The 17,539-nt window shown below is 61.7% G+C and carries 17 protein-coding genes; 1 reads left to right on the forward strand and 16 read right to left on the reverse strand.

Features of this window, described 5'->3' with window-relative positions:
* Window positions 1-8 precede the first annotated feature (8 nt).
* Genes PLD_RS06975 through PLD_RS06985 form a run of 3 tightly spaced genes read right to left on the reverse strand, consistent with a single transcriptional unit; the run spans window position 9 to window position 2,954 of the window.
* On the reverse strand, window positions 9-875 hold the full coding sequence (locus tag PLD_RS06975) for a carboxylesterase (RefSeq protein ID WP_159891133.1): 867 nt from the start codon (window positions 873-875) through the stop codon (window positions 9-11).
* Window positions 872-2,266 carry an aspartate aminotransferase family protein gene (locus tag PLD_RS06980; protein ID WP_159891135.1) on the reverse strand — a complete coding sequence of 465 codons (1,395 nt, stop codon included), beginning with the start codon at window positions 2,264-2,266 and terminating at the stop codon, window positions 872-874. Before PLD_RS06980 ends, PLD_RS06975 begins: the two co-directional genes overlap by 4 nt.
* Entirely contained in the window at window positions 2,259-2,954 is a 696-nt protein-coding gene (locus PLD_RS06985; protein ID WP_159891137.1) for an HAD-IB family phosphatase, read from the reverse strand. Before PLD_RS06985 ends, PLD_RS06980 begins: the two co-directional genes overlap by 8 nt.
* 231 nt (window positions 2,955-3,185) lie before the next feature.
* Between PLD_RS06985 and PLD_RS06990 the strand changes: the two genes are divergently transcribed.
* Window positions 3,186-3,956, forward strand: a complete 771-nt coding sequence (locus PLD_RS06990) for a MipA/OmpV family protein (RefSeq protein ID WP_159891139.1) — start codon at window positions 3,186-3,188, stop codon at window positions 3,954-3,956.
* A 78-nt stretch (window positions 3,957-4,034) separates the two neighbouring features.
* On the opposite strand, the gene PLD_RS06995 is transcribed toward PLD_RS06990, so the two are convergent.
* The 13 genes from PLD_RS06995 to glpK form a co-directional block, all read right to left on the reverse strand.
* Window positions 4,035-4,436, reverse strand: a complete 402-nt coding sequence (locus PLD_RS06995; RefSeq protein ID WP_159891140.1) for an EamA family transporter — start codon at window positions 4,434-4,436, stop codon at window positions 4,035-4,037.
* Window positions 4,437-4,467: 31 nt separating this feature from the next.
* Entirely contained in the window at window positions 4,468-4,842 is a 375-nt protein-coding gene (locus PLD_RS07000) for a transporter (RefSeq protein WP_159891142.1), read from the reverse strand.
* Complete coding sequence (locus tag PLD_RS07005) at window positions 4,839-5,759, reverse strand: arginase (protein ID WP_159891144.1); 921 nt, start codon at window positions 5,757-5,759, stop codon at window positions 4,839-4,841. Before PLD_RS07005 ends, PLD_RS07000 begins: the two co-directional genes overlap by 4 nt.
* Before the next feature lie 161 nt (window positions 5,760-5,920).
* Window positions 5,921-6,250, reverse strand: a complete 330-nt coding sequence (locus tag PLD_RS07010; protein WP_178116159.1) for a GlpM family protein — start codon at window positions 6,248-6,250, stop codon at window positions 5,921-5,923.
* A gap of 27 nt (window positions 6,251-6,277) precedes the next feature.
* On the reverse strand, window positions 6,278-7,603 hold the full coding sequence (locus PLD_RS07015) for a sigma-54 dependent transcriptional regulator (RefSeq protein WP_159891148.1): 1,326 nt from the start codon (window positions 7,601-7,603) through the stop codon (window positions 6,278-6,280).
* Window positions 7,600-9,501, reverse strand: coding sequence for a sensor histidine kinase (locus PLD_RS07020; RefSeq protein ID WP_159891150.1), 1,902 nt, complete (start codon window positions 9,499-9,501; stop codon window positions 7,600-7,602). The genes PLD_RS07015 and PLD_RS07020 overlap by 4 nt, the downstream gene beginning before the upstream one ends.
* Window positions 9,502-9,678: 177 nt before the next feature.
* The gene (locus PLD_RS07025) at window positions 9,679-10,413 is read right to left on the reverse strand and encodes an amino acid ABC transporter ATP-binding protein (protein WP_159891152.1); all 735 of its coding nucleotides are present in this window, start codon (window positions 10,411-10,413) and stop codon (window positions 9,679-9,681) included.
* Window positions 10,410-11,081, reverse strand: coding sequence for an amino acid ABC transporter permease (locus tag PLD_RS07030; RefSeq protein ID WP_159891154.1), 672 nt, complete (start codon window positions 11,079-11,081; stop codon window positions 10,410-10,412). The genes PLD_RS07025 and PLD_RS07030 overlap by 4 nt, the downstream gene beginning before the upstream one ends.
* A complete protein-coding gene (locus tag PLD_RS07035) occupies window positions 11,081-11,827 on the reverse strand; it encodes an amino acid ABC transporter permease (protein WP_159891156.1) in 747 nt (248 codons plus the stop codon). Before PLD_RS07035 ends, PLD_RS07030 begins: the two co-directional genes overlap by 1 nt.
* 192 nt (window positions 11,828-12,019) lie before the next feature.
* Complete coding sequence (locus tag PLD_RS07040; RefSeq protein ID WP_159891158.1) at window positions 12,020-12,934, reverse strand: glutamate/aspartate ABC transporter substrate-binding protein; 915 nt, start codon at window positions 12,932-12,934, stop codon at window positions 12,020-12,022.
* Window positions 12,935-13,284: 350 nt separating this feature from the next.
* On the reverse strand, window positions 13,285-14,823 hold the full coding sequence (gene glpD / locus PLD_RS07045) for a glycerol-3-phosphate dehydrogenase (RefSeq protein ID WP_159891160.1): 1,539 nt from the start codon (window positions 14,821-14,823) through the stop codon (window positions 13,285-13,287).
* A gap of 283 nt (window positions 14,824-15,106) precedes the next feature.
* Window positions 15,107-15,862, reverse strand: a complete 756-nt coding sequence (locus PLD_RS07050; RefSeq protein ID WP_159891162.1) for a DeoR/GlpR family transcriptional regulator — start codon at window positions 15,860-15,862, stop codon at window positions 15,107-15,109.
* 94 nt (window positions 15,863-15,956) lie between these two features.
* A complete protein-coding gene (gene glpK / locus PLD_RS07055) occupies window positions 15,957-17,462 on the reverse strand; it encodes a glycerol kinase GlpK (RefSeq protein ID WP_159891164.1) in 1,506 nt (501 codons plus the stop codon).
* Window positions 17,463-17,539: the final 77 nt, after the last annotated feature.

Consider the following 17,539-nt stretch of genomic DNA (forward strand, 5'->3'; position numbering starts at 1 on the left):
TCCTTAATTCACGCCAGTTTTCGGTAGTCTTCGCGCACGGCGGGCAGGACTACGCGTTGCTGGATGAAGTCGGCGCTTAGCTCGATCACGCGCTGGTACTGCAGGTCTACGGTGATCATGTGATAGCAGTTGTCCAGAAGGATCTTGGTCACCGCGCCTCCCAGCCTGCGCTCCACGTAATCGGCGTTCCAGGTACTGGTGATGTCGTCTTCGCTGGCGTGCAGCACCAGCGCCGGGGTCATGATCGAGGGCATGCGTTTCTTGACCACGGCGTTCATCCGGTGCAACTCGCGCACCGTCACGCCTTCCATGGTCAGGAGTCCGGCATTGCTGCTTTCGCCGGCCTTCATCTGCTTTTCGACGATGGCCCGCAGGCGCTCGTTCTTGATGCCGTAGGGCGGTTTCTCTTCAAAACGGCAGATGTGCACGCCAAAGGGAATCTTCATCAGCAACGGGGTCAGGAACGCCAGCTTGTTGATGCTCCAGCCGTCGTACTTGAGGGTGGTGGAGTACATCAGCAAACCGCTGATCTGCCCCGGATGCTCGGAGGCCAGGTACATGGACATCACCGCGCCCATGGACAGGCCACCGACGAACACCTGTTCGTGGCGCGGCCGCACACCGGCGAAGGTCTTGCGCACGCCCTCGTACCAGTCCTGCCAGCCGGTGGCCTGCAGGTCGCTGTTGTCCCCGCAGTGCCCGGGCAGGGTCGGAACGTACACCGTGCATGTTCCGTCCTTGGCCAGGCCCTGGGCCACCCGACGCAGTTCCGTCGGGGTGCCGGTCAGGCCGTGGATCAACAAGACCCCGACCGGACCCGTGCCGAGAACGAAGCCGGCGTCGCCTTCGCCCAGATCGATCTCAGCGGCGCTCATCGCTTCATGGCCCGATCCAGCAGGCGGTCCAGCAGTGCGATGCCCAGATCGATTTCCGCGTAGCTGATTTCCAGCGACGGGGCCAGGGTGATGACGTTCTTGTAGTAGCCGCCCACATCGAGGATCAGGCCCAGGCGCTGGCCGTCGATTTCGATGTCGCCCTTCATGCCTTCCTCGACCATGAAGTCCAGGGTCGCCTTGTCCGGGGTGAAGCCGTCGGTGGTGCAGATCTCGCAGCGCAGCGCCAGGCCCAGGCCGTCGACGTCACCGATGATCGGGTAGCGCTTCTGCAGGTCTTGCAGGCCGGCCAGGAAGTACTTGCCCTTTTCCATGACCATCGCACCGTAGTCGACTTCGCTGGTCATCTTGAACATTTCCAGGCCCACGGCGGTGCCCAGCGGGTTGGAGGCGAAGGTGGAGTGGGTCGAACCTGGCGGGAACACGCCCGGGTTGATCAGCTCCTCACGGGCCCAGATGCCGCCCAGCGGGTTGAGGCCGTTGGTCAGCGCCTTGCCGAACACGATCACGTCGGGTTGGACGTCGAAGTGCTCGATCGACCACAGCTTGCCGGTGCGGTAGAAGCCCATCTGGATTTCGTCCACCACCATCAGGATGCCGTGCTGGTCCAGCACCTGCTTGAGCTCGCTGTAGAAGTTCATCGGCGGAATCACGTAGCCGCCGGTGCCCTGGATCGGCTCGACGTAGAAGGCGGCGTATTCGCTCTGGCCGACTTTCGGGTCCCACACGCCGTTGTATTCGGTCTCGAACAGCCGGGCGAACTGCTGCACGCAGTGGCTGCCGTACTCTTCCTTGGTCATGCCTTTAGGGCCGCGGAAGTGGTACGGGAACGGGATGAACTGCGCGCGCTCGCCGAAGTGGCCGTAGCGGCGACGGTAGCGGTAGCTGGAGGTGATGGACGAAGCGCCCAGGGTGCGACCGTGGTAGCCACCTTCGAAGGCGAACATCAGGCTCTTGCCGTTGGTGGCGTTACGCACCACTTTCAGCGAGTCCTCCACCGACTGCGAACCGCCGACGTTGAAGTGCACGCGACCGTCCAGGCCGAACTTCTTCTTGGCGTCCACGGCGATCATTTCCGACAGCTCGATCTTGCCTTTGTGCAGGTACTGGCTGGCAATCTGCGGCAGGGTGTCGATCTGTTGTTTCAGGGCGTTATTCAGGCGCGGGTTGGCGTAGCCGAAGTTCACCGCCGAGTACCACATCTGCAGGTCGAGGTAGGCCTGGTCGCTGGTGTCCCAGACGTAGGAGCCTTCGCAGCGGCTGAAAATGCGCGGGGGCTCGATGTAGTGAACGGTATCGCCGTAGGAGCAGTACTTGGCTTCCTTTTCCAGAAGGATCTGGTCTTCGGCGGTCGCGATGCGGATATCAGACATGGTGGAAGAGTTCCTGGGTTTCAAGGGAGAAATGGGGTGCGTTGGCGGCGTTGTTCGGCAGCTTGGCTAGCAGCGCCGGCAGTTCGGCGAAGGCGTCGAACCGTGCGTGAGGAATCTTGTTGCGCTCGCAGTAGTCGGCCAGACGATCCTTGGCGAACACGAAGTCGGCGCTTGCGGCTACGCACATGTCCGACTGGCCGTCACCTATCACCAGCACGCGCTTGCCCCGTGGGGTGGATTTGCACTTGCAGTTGCCGGAGGCGGCGCGGCAGGCGTCGCTGGCGTAGGGAAAGTCGATGCGCCAGCTGTTGTGGTCGACCTGGCGCAGGCGGTTGGCGAGGATCGGCAGCAGGGTCACGTAGTTGCGTGCCAGGATGCGGGCGATGCCTTGCTCGATGCCGTCGCTGACCACTTCGATGGAAGCGCCCAGGCCGATCACGTGATCGACGAAGTCGGGGAAGTCCGGGTCGATTTCGACACTGTCGAAGTAGCCCAGCAGTTCGGCGGGCGAAGCCTTGACCAGGGCCAGTTGGCGACTGAGGCATTCTCGGGAGCCGATGTGACCGTCCAGCCATTGCTGCTCGATGCTTTCCCAACTGGGGTCGGCGAAGCGTTGGAGAATGTTATCGATCACGTCGGCGCGGGAGATGGTCCCGTCGAAGTCACATACGATATGCCAGTGCATCATCTGCTGTTACCTGTTGAATAAGAACGCTGTTTTGCGCTTGCGGCAGGGTTAGAGCAGGGACTGTGCCAAGTCTGGAAAACCCAGCAGGGCTGGGGCTTTGGCCCTAGGTGTCGGGGATTTTTAAGGTTCTTGCTACAAATTTTGTAGGTCCCTACAAACAACATCAGTGCTTGCATCCGAGGGCGGCTCTGGTGATTGATGCGCGCCTGTTCAGATCAAGGAAACGTATTCATGCCTCGGCTTTTTTCTCCCGCTTTACTCGCCGGCCTGCTGTCGCTGACCGTTGCCTGTAGTGCCTTTGCCGATTCCGACATCACGGGCGAACTCGGTCTGGGTGTCGGCTACCAACCCCATGACCCCACGGGCAGCCGTTATGACACTGTGCCGCTGCCGTACCTGGATCTGGACTGGGGTGATGTCAGCCTCAGTACCGACGATGGTCTGACCTGGGATGCGTTCAAGGGCAATGGTTTCAGCGCCGGCCCCTATATCAACTACCTGCAGGGACGTCACGCCGATGGTGAGCTGCGCGGCTTGCGGGATGTGCGCGACATGGCCGATGTCGGGGCTTTCGTGCAATACGCCCCGGACGACTTCTGGCGAGTGTTCGCCGCCGTGGGCCAGGCCGTCGGCGGTGCCGGTGGCCAGGGCGGTATGCTGGGCAAGGTCGGAGGCGAAATCGGCTATCCCTTGGGCATGGGCATCATCGGCAGCAACAGCCTGACCCTGCGCTTTGCCGACGCCCGCCAGAGTCAGACCTTCTATGGCGTCAACGCCAAGGAAGCCCTGGCTTCGGGTATCGATCGCTACAGCGCTGGTGGTGGCCTGCAGTACTTCAGCCTGAGCCAGAACATCCAGGTGCCGCTGGGCAACAACTGGTCGCTGGTGGCCAGCGCCAGTTGGATCCGTCTGGTCAACTCCGCAGCGGACAGCTCCATTGTTCGCCAGCGTGGCGAAGTCAACCAGGGCCAGGTGCAGACCGCCGTCAGCTACAAGTTCTGAGGCGCGGTGCCGCAGGTCGCCCCCCCGGCCTGCGCAGCCCTCACCCCCCTGGCGCCCGGGGCATTCGGCAGAGGGCCTTCAGGCCTCCTCGCCCTCGGCCAGGAGGGCAATCCCGCCGATGATCACCAAGACCCCGACCCAGTGCAGCAGGCTGATCTGCTCACCCAGGCCCAGCCAGGAGCCCAGCAGCACCACGACAAAGACCAGGGAGCTCAAGGGGAAGGCCAGGGACAGGCTGCTCCGCCGCAGAATCAGCATCCACACGAAAAATGCGCCGATATAGCAGGCAATCGCCAGCAGCACGCCGGGGTTGAGGGCCACGGCTGCCAGCCATTGCAGGTTGAAATCCATCTGCCCTAATTGGTCGCCCCCCACCTTGGTGGCAATCTGGCCGGCGCTCTCGAAACCGATCAGCAAGGCCCAGAGCACCAGTGTGCCCAAGCGCCCATGCAGCCAGTCGTGGGAGTGGTTCGAACTCATGAAATGTATCCTTCTAGTCGTTGAATAAGGCTCAGGTGCTGGCGATGAAAACCAGCATCACCCCGGTGGTGATGACCAGGGTGCCGAGCCAGCGGCGGCGGCTGACGGTTTCCCCCAACACCACCTTGCCCGCCAGCACCACCCCGCAATAGGCCAGGGCCGCGGCCGGAAACAGCAGGCTCAGCGGGGCCCGGGACAAGGCTTCGAGCCAGACAAAAAACTCGATCACATAGGCACCGATACCGGCCCATAACAGCGGGGCGTTGAATACCTGCCCCCAGAAGGCATTCAGGCGAAAACCACCCTCCAGTTCCGGCAGGCGGTCGAGGCCGAGCTTGAAACACAGCTGGCCGATCACATCCAGGGCAATGGACAAGGCCACCAGCAAGACAACGGTCAAGGTCACGGAAACAGCTCCTCAAACAGTGAGATCAGGGCTTCGTTGGTCACTGAGTTGCGCAGCAGATCGTCCGCGCTCCAGCGTTCGGCCGGAGGTTGATCAGACTTGGCTTCCCAGCGTTTAAAGGCGTTGCTGAAGGCCGGTTGGGCGAATTCGCCGCAGACGTCGATGCCCACAATCCGTTTGCCTGCCGCCAACTCGCGCAGCGCCTGCAACAGGTGGCTCAGGCGCATGCCGCCCTGGTCCCAGTTGGTCGCGGCGTCTTCGCTGGCCAGCACGTCTTTGTCGATGGTGATCCACACCGCTTCGGTGGGCAGGCTGTCGATCATCTGGGTGAGGAAGGCGGGCCAGTCCAGCTCCGCCAGATTGCGCCAGTACAGGTGGTTTTCCTGTTGCTGGTGTCCGGCGCCGTCGCCGACCCGGCCCCAGACTTTGGATGGCGCGTGTTGCCAGGGAAACAGCTGCAGCTTGCCGTGCTTCAGGGCGCCGACGTTGCCGCCGCGCAGTTGCGGGTTGTGCAGGTCTTCGCTGCACGGGCCGAGGGTGACAATGCGTTGGATAGTCGGCAGTTGCAGTGCCCGGTTGATCCAGGAACCGCAATGTCGGCGCGGGGCCAGGCGGACCCAGTCGGGGTGATTGTCGAAGTGGATCAGGCTCACCGGCTCCGGCAGGTCGCTGAGAAACGCCGGCGTCAGGTGGTGATAGTCACCGGAACCGACAAAGAAGATTTCCGGTTGCGGGCCTATGTGCCTGGGGCGCTGGCGCAGGCGTTCGCGGAAGTGACGGTAGGTGCGCTCGGTGGACCAGAGCCGCAGTTTGGGCCCCAGGTCCAGCAGGTCCAGGCGCCGTGCCTGGCCGCTGTTCAAGCGCCGGACGATAGGCTCCTGAGCGGTCAGGCTGTGGTCGAGATCTAGGATATTCAAGGTGGTATTTACCCATGGCAGTGCCCTCCAGAAACTCCGCGTTCAAGCTGTAACGCAGGCTGGGCGGGCTTTGCCGGGTAAATGCAAGGGTTGGGCCAGCTCGCGGATTGCCGGCCCGGGGGCGCCTCGGCGGCGTGCTGTGCAAGCTGACGCGAAGCCGCTCAGGCGTGGAGGCGTACCCAGACGCTCACCAGGAGGCTGGCGGCAATCAGCCAGGCCACCGCGGCCACGGCCAGGGAAGCTTCCAGGCGCAGGCGATCGACCATCACGTACAGGGTCGCCAGGTAGACGAAGTAGGGAATGATCGACCACATGCCGAACACGATGGTGGTCTTCAGGTCGTCGAGCGAGCGGCCCTTGCCGACGATGTAGTGGGCGATCAGGGCAAAGGTCGGGAACAGCGGCACCAGGCCGGCGATGTAGTAGTTCCGGGTCTTGGCCAGGGCCGCCAGAATCACCACGACCGCCGCGCCGAGGGCGGCCTTCAACAATAGATCCATGTGTTGTTGCGCCTTGGGTCAGTGGCTCAGGCCGTATTTCTTGACCTTGTCGAACAGCGTGGTCTTGGCCATGCCCAGCTCCTGGCTGGCCTGGGTCAGGTTGCCGCCGCTGCGTTGCAAGGCATCGTTCAACAGGTTGCGTTCAAAGGCTTCCACCGCTTCGGCGAAACCCAGGCCCTGGGTGGCGATGCTGCCGGACTTCTTGAACGCCGGCAGGCCCAGGGCGAAGCGTTCGGCGACGTTGCGCAATTCGCGCACGTTGCCCGGCCAGTCGTGGCTCATGAGGGTCGACAGGGTCTGGTTGTCCAGCTCCGGTACCGCGCGGTCAAAACGCAGGGACGACTGCTGCAGGAAGTGTTCGAACAATTGCAGGATGTCTTCGCGGCGTTCGCGCAGCGGTGGCAGCTCCAGGGTCACCACGTTGAGGCGGTAGTACAGGTCGCTGCGAAACTCATTGGCCCGGCTCATGTCGTCCAGGTCCGATTTAGTGGCGGCGATCACCCGGCAATCCACCGCCACGCTCTGGTTCGAGCCCAGGCGTTCCAGGGTGCGCTCCTGTAACACCCGCAGCAGTTTGATCTGCAGATTGATCGGCATGCTCTCCACTTCATCGAGGAACAGCGTGCCCTGGTGAGCGTGCTCGATCTTGCCAATGCGGCGTTTGCCGGCGCCGGTGAAGGCATTGGCTTCGTGGCCGAAGATTTCGCTTTCGAACAGGTTCTCCGGCAGGCCGCCACAGTTCAGGGCGACGAACTGCTGCTGGTGACGGCGGCTGAAGTCATGCAGGCAGCGGGCGACCAATTCCTTGCCGGTGCCGGTTTCGCCCTCGATCAGCACGTTGGCCGAGGTATCGGCGACGTTGGCGATCAACTCGCGCAAATTCTGCATGGCCGGCGAGCGACCGATGATCCGGCCCTCCAGGGAGTCGCGCTCGGCCAGTTGCCGGCGCAATGAGCTCACTTCCCGGGCCAGGCCTCGCTGTTCCAGGGCGCGGCGGGCCACGTCCACCAGGCGCTCGGGGGAGAAGGGTTTTTCCATGAAGTCGTAGGCGCCTTTCTGCATGGCGCCCACGGCCATGGAAATATCACCGTGGCCGGTGATCAGCACCACCGGCAGGCTGCGATCCCGGGCTTTGAGTCGGGTCAACAGTTCCAGGCCGTCGATGCCCGGCAGGCGGATGTCACTGACTACGATCCCGGGAAAGTTGTCTCCGACTTGGGCCAGGGCTTCTTCGGCGCTGCCCACACCGATGCAGGGAATGTCTTCCAGGGCCAGGGCCTGCTGGCAACCCAGCAGGACATGGGGGTCGTCTTCGACGATCAGCACGGTCAGCTCGTTGTTCATATCGACTCGGCTTGAGTGGGGCTTGCCAGGGGCAAGCTGAGGACAAAGGCGCTGCCGCCGCTTGCCGGATGTTCCACCCCCAGGCTGCCGCCGGTGGCGGCGGCGAGGCTGGCGGACAGGGTCAGGCCCAGGCCCAGGCCCTGCTCGCCGGGTTTGGTGGTGAAGAACGGTTCGAACAGGTGCTTGCGCGCTTCGGCGTCGATGCCGTGGCCGTTGTCGCGCACTCGCAGGCGGTATTTGCCGTCGCCGGGTTCGCCTTCCAGCCACAGTTCCGGCGCCGGCTGCGCCTGCATGGCATCCAGGGCGTTGCCGATCAGGTTGACCAGGATTTGCTCCAGGCGGGTCTGGTCGATCTGCAGGGTCTGTTCGCTGAAGTCGCGGTGCAGTTGCAGGGGCAAGGGTTCCAGGCGTGCATTGAGGATTTGCAGGGCCGCATCCACCGCCTTGTCGAGGCTGGCCTGGCCCTGGTCGTCGCCACGGCGGGCGAAGGAGCGCAGGCTGGCGGTGATGCGGCCCATGCGGTCGATCAGCTCGTTGATGGTCTTGAGGTTGGCGCTGGCGGTGTCCAGGGCGCCGCGCTCAAGGAAGCGCACGGTGTTGCCGGACAAGGTGCGCAACGCCGCCAGCGGTTGGTTGAGTTCGTGGGCGATGCTGGTGGACATCTGGCCGATAGCCGCCAGCTTGCCGGCCTGGACCAGTTCGTCCTGGGCCCGGCGCAGGGTTTCCTCGGCTTGGCGGCGTTCGCGGATCTGGCCCTTGAGCCGTTCGTTGCTGGCTCGCAGGTCGGCGGTGCGTTCGGTGATCCGCCGCTCCAGCTGGCTGTTGGCTTGTTGCAGGGCTTCACGGGCGGCCAGACGGGTGGCGATGACCTTGCGCCGCTCATTCCAGGCGATTAGCAGGAACGCCACCAGGGCAAAGGCCACGGCCACCAGGATGCCCTGGTTGATGGCTTCGCGGCGCAGGTCTTGCAGGGGCGTGAGCAGGGTGAAATTCCAGGGGGTGTCGCTCAGTGGGCGGGTCTGGGACAGGTAGCTGATTTCCTGTTCGTTGGACACCAGCTCGGTGTTGGCCGGGAAGGTCAGCTTCTCCACGCCTTCGTCCAGGCGTTCGCGGGCCAGGGGCTCCAGTTCGTTGAGGGGAAACCAGTAGTACTGCAGGCTGCGGGCCAGGCGCTCTTTGGTTGCATCGCTCAGGGGACGGACCGACTTCAGTCGCCGCGCGGGATCGCTGGAGAGGATGATGATGCCGTTCTCGTCACTGACGAAGGCCTCCAGGCGCGCCCGCTGCCAGCGCTCCTCCAGGGCTTCCAGGCGCACCTTGACCACCGCCACGCCGATGATCTTGCCTTGTTCTTCCAGGCCATGGGCCAGGTAGTAGCCGGGTTCGCCGCTGGTGCTGCCGATGCCGTAGAAGCGCCCGGGGTGGCCGCGCACCGCGTTCTGGAAATAGGCGCGGAACGACAGGTCTTCACCCAGGTAGCTGTCGACGTCGCGCCAGTTGCTGGTGGCCAGCACCCGGCCGGTGGTGTCCATGACATAGATGGCCCGGCTGCGGCTGCGGCGATTCAAGCCTTCGAGGTATTGGTTGACGGTTTGCCGGTGTTCCGGCGAGGGATCGGCCAGCAGCCGCGACACACTGGATTCCAGTTCCAGCAAGCTGGGCAGGTAGGTGTACTTGCTGATCTCACTTTCTACGGCACGGGCATGCAGCTCCAACTGGCGCTGGCCATTTTCACTGAGGTTGCGAATACCGTTGTGTTCACTGATCCAGAAACCGGCATAGCCCAGGCCGATCATCAGCGCGATAACCAGGGGCGGTAGGAACAGGTGGCGGATCAAACGGGGTTTCACGGCGAGTGATGGCGGCGTGGCGCGATAGAGAGTGGGGTCGCATTTCATCACAGATGCCTTGGGTCAACCAGCGTGGCGAGGGCGCGGGCTCCCGCTCGGCTGCCAAGCCGCCGCAGACCGGCCAATGCGAGGTGTCAGCTCGTACGCATTGGCCGGTGGGGGGGCGCCAGGCGATCCAGCGAGAGCCAGCGCCCTTGCCACACGGGTAGTAGCCGCGCGAGCGCTTCAGTGCTGGAGGATTTTCTCGAGGAAGTGCTGCGCACGCTCGGAGCGGGCGCTGATATCACCGAAGAACTCTTCTTTCTGGCAGTCCTCGATGATCTGGCCCTGGTCCATGAAAATCACCCGGTTCGCCACTTTGCGGGCAAAGCCCATTTCGTGGGTCACGCACATCATGGTCATGCCTTCCTGGGCCAGTTGCACCATCACGTCCAGCACTTCGTTAACCATCTCCGGGTCGAGGGCCGAGGTGGGTTCGTCGAACAGCATGACGATCGGGTCCATGGCCAGGGCGCGGGCGATGGCCACGCGCTGTTGCTGACCGCCGGACAACTGGCCCGGGTGCTTGTGGGCATGGGCGGCGAGGCCGACGCGATCCAGCAGTTGCAGGCCTTTCTTGGTGGCCTCTTCTTTGCTGCGGCCCAGCACCTTGATCTGCGCGATGGTCAGGTTCTCGGTGATGGTCAGGTGCGGGAACAGCTCGAAATGCTGGAACACCATGCCCACGCGAGAACGCAGTTTCGGCAGGTTGGTCTTCGGATCGGCAATCGATGTGCCGTCGACCACGATGTCGCCTTTTTGGAAGGGTTCAAGGGCGTTGACGCATTTGATCAGGGTGGATTTGCCGGAGCCGGAGGGTCCGCAGACCACCACCACTTCACCTTTTTTGACCTCGGTGCTGCAATCAGTCAGCACCTGGAAGTCCCCATACCACTTGTTGATGTTCTTGATAGAGATCATACGGCGAACCTTTTTTGCAGACGCTTGACCAGCAGCGAGGCGGCAAAGCTGATTGTGAAATAGACCAGACCAGCGATGATCAGGAATTCATTGGAGCGGCCGATGATGTCGCCGCTGGAACGCGAGGCGTTGAGGAAGTCCACCAGGCCCACGGTGTACACCAGGGAGGTGTCCTGGAACAGGATGATGCTCTGCTGCAGCAGCAAAGGGGTCATCTTGCGGAACGCCTGGGGCAGGATGATCAGGCGCATGGTCTGACCGTAGCTCATGCCTAACGCCTGGGCGGCCCCCATCTGGCCTTTGGCAATCGACTGCACGCCCGCGCGGACGATTTCGCAGAAGTACGCCGCTTCGAACATCATGAAGGCCACGATGCAGGAGGTGAATGCGCCGATCGGGGTGTCTTCGCCGGTGATCCAGCGCAGCACGAATGGCACGGCCAGGTAGAACCAGGTGATCACCAGCAGCAGTGGGATCGAGCGGAAGTAGTTGACATAGGCGCCCGCCAGGTTCGCCAGCAGCTTGTTGTGGGACAAGCGCATCAGGGCCAGCACGGTGCCAATGATGATCCCGCCAATCACGCCCATGACCATCAGCTTGAGGGTCATCAGCATGCCGTTCCACAGGCCGGGAATGGCCGGGATGATGCCTGAGAAGTCGAGTTCCATTATTTACCTCCCACGGAGATCAAGCCGGGGACCGAGACTTTTTTCTCTACCAGGCGCATCAGCAGCATCAGGCTCATGTTCAAGGTGAAGTAGATCAACGTGGCCAGGGTGAAGGCCTCGAACAGGTTGGCCGAGAACTCGGCGGTCTGCTTGGTTTGGGCCAGCAGTTCCATCAGGCCGATCAGCGACGCCACGGAGGAGTTCTTGAAGACGTTGAGGAATTCCGAGGTCAGCGGCGGAATGATGATCCGGTAGGCCTGGGGCAAGAGCACGTTCCAGTAAATCTGCGCCAGCGAGAAACCCATGGCGCGAGCGGCGGATTCCTGGCCACGAGGCAGTGCCTGGATACCGGTGCGGACCTGTTCGCAAACCCGGGCGGCGGTGAACAGGCCCAGGCACACGACCACGCTCAGGTAGGCCGAGGTGGTCGGGTTGAGGTCCTGTTTGTACCAATCCTGAAGGTTCTGCGGGAGCATGTCGGGCACCAGGAAGTACCAGATGAACAGTTGCACCAGCAGGGGGACGTTACGGAAAACCTCCACGTAGAGTGTGGCGATGCCCGACACCAAGCGGTTCGGCATGGTACGCATGACACCCAGGATCGAGCCCAGCAGCAGTGCGATGATCCAGGCCACCACGGCGATGGCGATGGTCCAGCCCAGGCCGGAAATGAACCAGTCGAGATAGGTCTCGCTGCCCACGCCGGTGGACTTGAAGAACACGCCCCAGTCCCAGTTGTAATTCATTAGGGTTACCCCTCAAATCGTTCGATGTACAAGCACCCGCCTGGGGACGTCCGTTCCCGCCTGACCATGACGGTCAGGCACACACGATCGGCTCGACAGCCACCGGTTCGAGTGTCTCCAAAATATGCCAGCAGGTAGTGACAGACTCCTGGAGGGGCAGGGGCCCCTTCAGGAGATAAGGTTAGTCAGGTATCAGGACTTTTTTTCGTCAGCCGCTTTGTCGGTCGGATGAGCGATCAGGGCCTTGAGCTCGTCGCTCATCGGGAACATCAGGTTCAGGCCTTTTGGTGGAATCGGCGACTGGAACCACTTGTCGTAGATCTTGTTGATCTCGCCCGATTTGTAGGTGGCGACGATGGCGTCATCCACGGCTTTCTTGAATGGGGCATCGCCCTTGCGAACCATGCAGCCATAGATTTCGTAGGATTGTGGGGTACCGGTCACGGCCCAGTCGCCCGGCTTCTTGGCCTTGGCCATTTCACCAGCCAGCAGTGCGTCGTCCATCATGAAGGCCACGGCGCGGCCCGATTCCAGCATCTGGAACGACTCACCGTGGTCTTTGGCGGAGATCACGTTCATGCCCATCTGCTTGTCGGCGTTCATCGACTTGAGGATGCGCTCGGACGTGGTACCGGCGGTGGTTACGACGTTCTTGCCTTTGAGATCAGCGAAATCCTTGTAGGCCGAGTCCTTTTTGGACAGCAGGCGGGTACCGATTTCGAAGATGCCGACAGAGAAGTCGACCTGTTGCTGACGCTCGACGTTGTTGGTGGTGGAGCCGCACTCAATGTCCACGGTGCCGTTCTGTACCAGCGGGATGCGGGTCTGGGAGGTCACCAGGTTGTACTTGACCTTGAGGTCAGGCATGTCGAGGTCTTTCTTGATGGCTTCGACGATCTTCAACTGGATGTCGTGGGAGTAGCCCACTGGCACGCCGGAAGCATCAGCGATGTAGGAAAACGGAATGGAAGCGTCGCGATGTCCGAGGGTGATGGTGCCGGACTCTTTGATTTTCTTCAGTGTGCCGGTGAGTTCGGCAGCGAAAACTGGAGTGCTAATCAGAGCGGCAGCGATAGCTGCGCCCAACAGGTGGGGAACAATGCGCATCAGTATTTCCTCGACATTTGTTTTTTTTATGAAGCCAGTTCGACGGCTCTTTTATACAGCGAATGCCTTGACGGCTCCTGACGTGTTGGCACGACAGACATTCGTCGCTCAGTGTAGAGCATGAGTCGTGCCAGTCCTGTTGATCTTGATCAAATCATTGATTTTAAAGGGAATTAAATATCGATTGGCAAGGTTTTTGAGGCGTTTTATCCGGTTATCCGAATCCCTGTCGGCCGGTAGTTCGGAAAACCGAACGGTCTTGGCCTGTGTCGCCGCCTCGGCGCGGATCACGCTTTCATAAAAAACGCCCCTGAACCTTGCGGCGCAGGGGCGTTTATTGGCTTGTGCGATCAGGCCGCTTTGATCTTGCTGCGATTGTGTTCGACTTTCTGCAGGTAATCTTCCAACTGCTGCTGTTGCGATGCCGTGGTGAACAGGCCCAGTTTGCTCCGGCGCCAGAGAATGTCTTGGGCCTTTGTCGCCCATTCTTCACTGCACAGGTAATCCACTTCGCGGGTATAGAGGCCGCCCCCCAGGTGCTCGCCCATGTCGCTCAAACTCTGTACACCTTCCAGCAGGCGCCAGGTACGGCTGCCGTAGGTACTGGCCCAGCGGCGGGCGATCTGGCTGGGCAGCCAGTCGAATTTCTTGCGGATGGCTTCGGACAGGGCCTGTGGCGTGCTCATATTCTCCCCGCCGGGCAATGTCGCGGTGGCGGTCCAGCTCGGTTTGGCCTGTTTGAAGTAGGGCGCCAACTGGGCCATGGCCGATTCCGCCAGCTTGCGGTAGGTGGTCAGCTTGCCGCCGAACACCGACAGCAGTGGCGCTTCGTCGCCATTGGCAGACAGGGCCAGGGTGTAGTCGCGGGTCACCGCCGAAGGGTTGTCGGATTCGTCGTTGCACAACGGACGAACACCGGAGTAGCTGTGCAGGATATCGCTGCGACTCAGCTGCTTCTTGAAGTGGGCGTTGACCACTTGCAGCAGGTAGTCAGTTTCGCCTTCGGTGATTGCGACCTTGGCCGGATCACCGGTGTACTCACGGTCGGTGGTGCCGATCAGGGTGAACTGGTCGAGGTAAGGAATGGTGAAGACGATGCGTTGGTCTTCATTCTGCAGAATGTGCGCATGTTCGCCTTCGTACAGCTTGGGTACGATCAGGTGGCTGCCCTGGATCAGGCGGATGCCGTATGGCGACTCTAGTTTCAGGTCATCCTTGATGAACTGGGCGACCCAGGGGCCGGCGGCGTTCACCAGGGCCTTGGCGGAGATGGAGAACAGGCTGCCGTCGCTCCGCTCCAGCTCCAGTTGCCACAGGCCTTTGCTACGGCGAGCACTGACGCAACGGGTCTGGGTGTGTATATGGGCGCCTTGTTCACGGGCGGCCATGGCGTTGAGTACCACCAGGCGCGCATCGTCGACCCAGCAGTCGGAATATTCGAAGCCTTTGCTGATCTCGGGTTTCAGATCGCTGTCGGCACCGAACTTCAGGCTGCGCGAGCCAGGGAGCTTTTCCCGTTTGCCCAGGTGGTCATAGAGGAACAGGCCGGCGCGGATCATCCAGGCCGGTCGCAGGTGCGGGCGATGGGGCAAGACAAACCGCATGGGCTTGACGATGTGCGGTGCCTTGGCCAACAGCACTTCGCGCTCGGCCAGGGCTTCGCGCACCAGGCGGAATTCGTAATGTTCGAGGTAGCGCAGGCCGCCGTGGATCAGCTTGCTGCTGGCCGACGAGGTGTGGCTGGCCAGGTCGTCTTTTTCGCAAAGGAACACGGACAAGCCGCGACCTGCCGCGTCGGCGGCAATTCCAACACCGTTGATCCCACCGCCAATGACGGCGATATCGTAAACCTCGGAGAGAGGGCGCGCGGGCAAGGTAGAAGTGGGCATCGGCAAGCCTCGTGTTTCTTTGGTATTTGAATTCGAACATTAATGTTCATTTTCGAAAATACTAGCGCATAAATAACCGCGTATCCAGCGAGTTTCGATTGAAAAAACTGATCGGATCCCTCTGAAAGGAAAGTTTCCGAACATTATCAAAGGTTAGGCGACAGGCTGAAGTTGCTGGCAGGGCGATGCTTGGTTGATAGCTCGGAACGGCCATGATGGTTTCGACAACCATCAATCCTTGAGCGCAAGCGTCTGAGCGCGGGCCGTTCCGAAGAGAGGGGGGTCAGACCACTTCGAGGCGAATCTTGTGTTGGTTGAGCAACTGGGTCAGGGCCGGTACCGGCTGCTGGTCGGTAACCAGGCAGTCGATCAGGCTGATGGGGCCGAGGCGGATCATGGCGTTACGCCCGAACTTGCTGGAGTCGGCGGCCAGGATCACTTGGCGGGCATTGGCGATGATCGCCTGGGAGACCCGCACTTCCTGGTAGTCGAAGTCCAGTAGGCTGCCGTCTTCGTCGATGCCGCTGATGCCCACCAGGGCGAAGTCCACTTTGAACTGATTGATGAAGTCGACACTCGCTTGGCCCACCACGCCGCCGTCGCGTCGCACATTGCCGCCTGTGAGCAGCACATCGAAATCATCCTTGGCACTGAGCATCGAAGCCACGTGCAGGTTGTTGGTGATGATTTTCAGGTGGTTGTGGTTGAGCAGGGCGCGGGCAATGGATTCGGTGGTGGTGCCGATGTTGATGAACAGCGAGGCGTGATCAGGGATTTGTGCGGCAATGGCTTCGCCAATGCGTTGCTTCTCATCGCGCATTTGATCGGCGCGCATGGCGTAGGCGGTGTTTTCTACGCTGGAGTCATAAGCCGCGCCGCCGTGGTAGCGGCGCAGCAGATTGGCTTCCGCCAGTTGATTGATATCGCGGCGGATGGTTTGCGGGGTCACAGCGAACAGTTGGGCCAATTCCTCGATGCTTACATAGCCGCGCTCGCGGACCAGGTCGAGGATTTGCTGCTGACGGGGAGGCAGATTCATGGGCTTCCTTTGGGCTGCCGTGCGAAATTTGCCCATGATGCCGTACGAATCTGCTCCCTGCCAGTTACAACCGGATACGAAACCGGCGGTTGGCTTATTTGACCTCTTCGTGGGGTTCCCAGTCACGAGTGCGGCTGACCGCCTTCTTCCAGCCTGCGTACAGGCCTTCTTTCTCCTCTTGCGCCAGTTGTGGTTCGAATTCGCGCTCGATCACCGCCTTGCCCCGCAGCTCTTCCAGGCTGCCCCAGAAACCGCAGGCCAGGCCTGCCAGGTAGGCCGCGCCCAGGGCAGTGGTTTCGCGCATTTGCGGGCGCTCCACCTGAGTGCCGAGGATGTCGGCCTGGAACTGCATGAGGAAGTTGTTGGCCACGGCGCCGCCGTCCACGCGCAGGGCTTTGAGGCGTTCACCGGAGTCCTGTTGCATGGCGTCGAGCACGTCGCGGGTCTGGTAGGCGATGGATTCCAGGGCGGCGCGGATGATGTGATCCACGCGCACGCCTCGGGTCAGGCCGAACAGCGCGCCACGGGCGTAGGGGTCCCAGTAGGGAGCGCCGAGGCCGGTGAAGGCCGGCACCAGGTACACGCCATTGCTGTCCTTGACCTTGTTGGCGAAGTACTCGGTGTCGTGGGCGTCGTTGATGATCTTCAGTTCATCACGCAGCCACTGCACCGTGGAGCCACCGTTGAAGACCGCGCCTTCCAGGGCGTAGGCCACTTCGCCGCGAGGGCCGCAGGCGATGGTGGTGAGCATGCCGTGTTGGGATTTCACGGCCTTGTCGCCAGTATTCATCAGCAGGAAGCAGCCAGTGCCGTAGGTGTTTTTCGCCTGACCCGGTTCTACGCACATTTGGCCGAACAGTGCTGCTTGCTGGTCGCCAGCAATGCCGCCGATGGCGATGCCGCTTTTGGTGCGCCCGTAGATTTCCGACGAAGACTTCACTTCCGGGAGCATTTCCCGCGGGATGTCCAGGACTTCCAGCATCTTCGCATCCCACTCCAGGGTGTGGATGTTGAAGAGCATGGTGCGCGAGGCGTTGGTGTAGTCAGTGACGTGGGTCTTGCCACCGGTGAATTTCCAGATCAGCCAGCTGTCGATGGTGCCGAACAACAGCTCGCCGCTGCGGGCGCGTTCGCGGCTGCCTTCGACGTTGTCGAGGATCCACTTGAGCTTGGTGCCAGAGAAGTACGGGTCGGTGACCAGGCCGGTGGTTTCGCGGATGTAGTCTTCGTGGCCGTCGCGCTTGAGCTGCTGGCAGATCTCGGTGCTGCGGCGGCATTGCCAGACGATGGCGTTGTAGATCGGGCGGCCGGTGGTCTTGTCCCAGACCACTGTGGTTTCACGCTGGTTGGTGATGCCGATGGCGGCCACTTGGTCGTGATGCAGGCCGGCTTGCGCCAGGGCCTCGACCATTACCGCGCTCTGGGTGGCGAAAATTTCCATCGGGTCATGTTCAACCCAGCCAGCCTGAGGGTAGTGCTGGGCGAACTCACGCTGAGCGGTGCACACCACGTTGGCGTCGCGGTCGAAAATGATCGCCCGCGAACTGGTCGTACCCTGATCAAGGGCAATGATGTAGTTCTTGTTCTGAATGTCGGTCATGTCGATTGCCTTGGACGAAATATGGGAGAGAGAACGGGCGCGAGACCGTATTGGGCAGGGGGCTCGCGCCTGTGGAT

The organism is Pseudomonas sp. LD120 (assembly GCF_009861525.1).
GTDB lineage: Bacteria > Pseudomonadota > Gammaproteobacteria > Pseudomonadales > Pseudomonadaceae > Aquipseudomonas.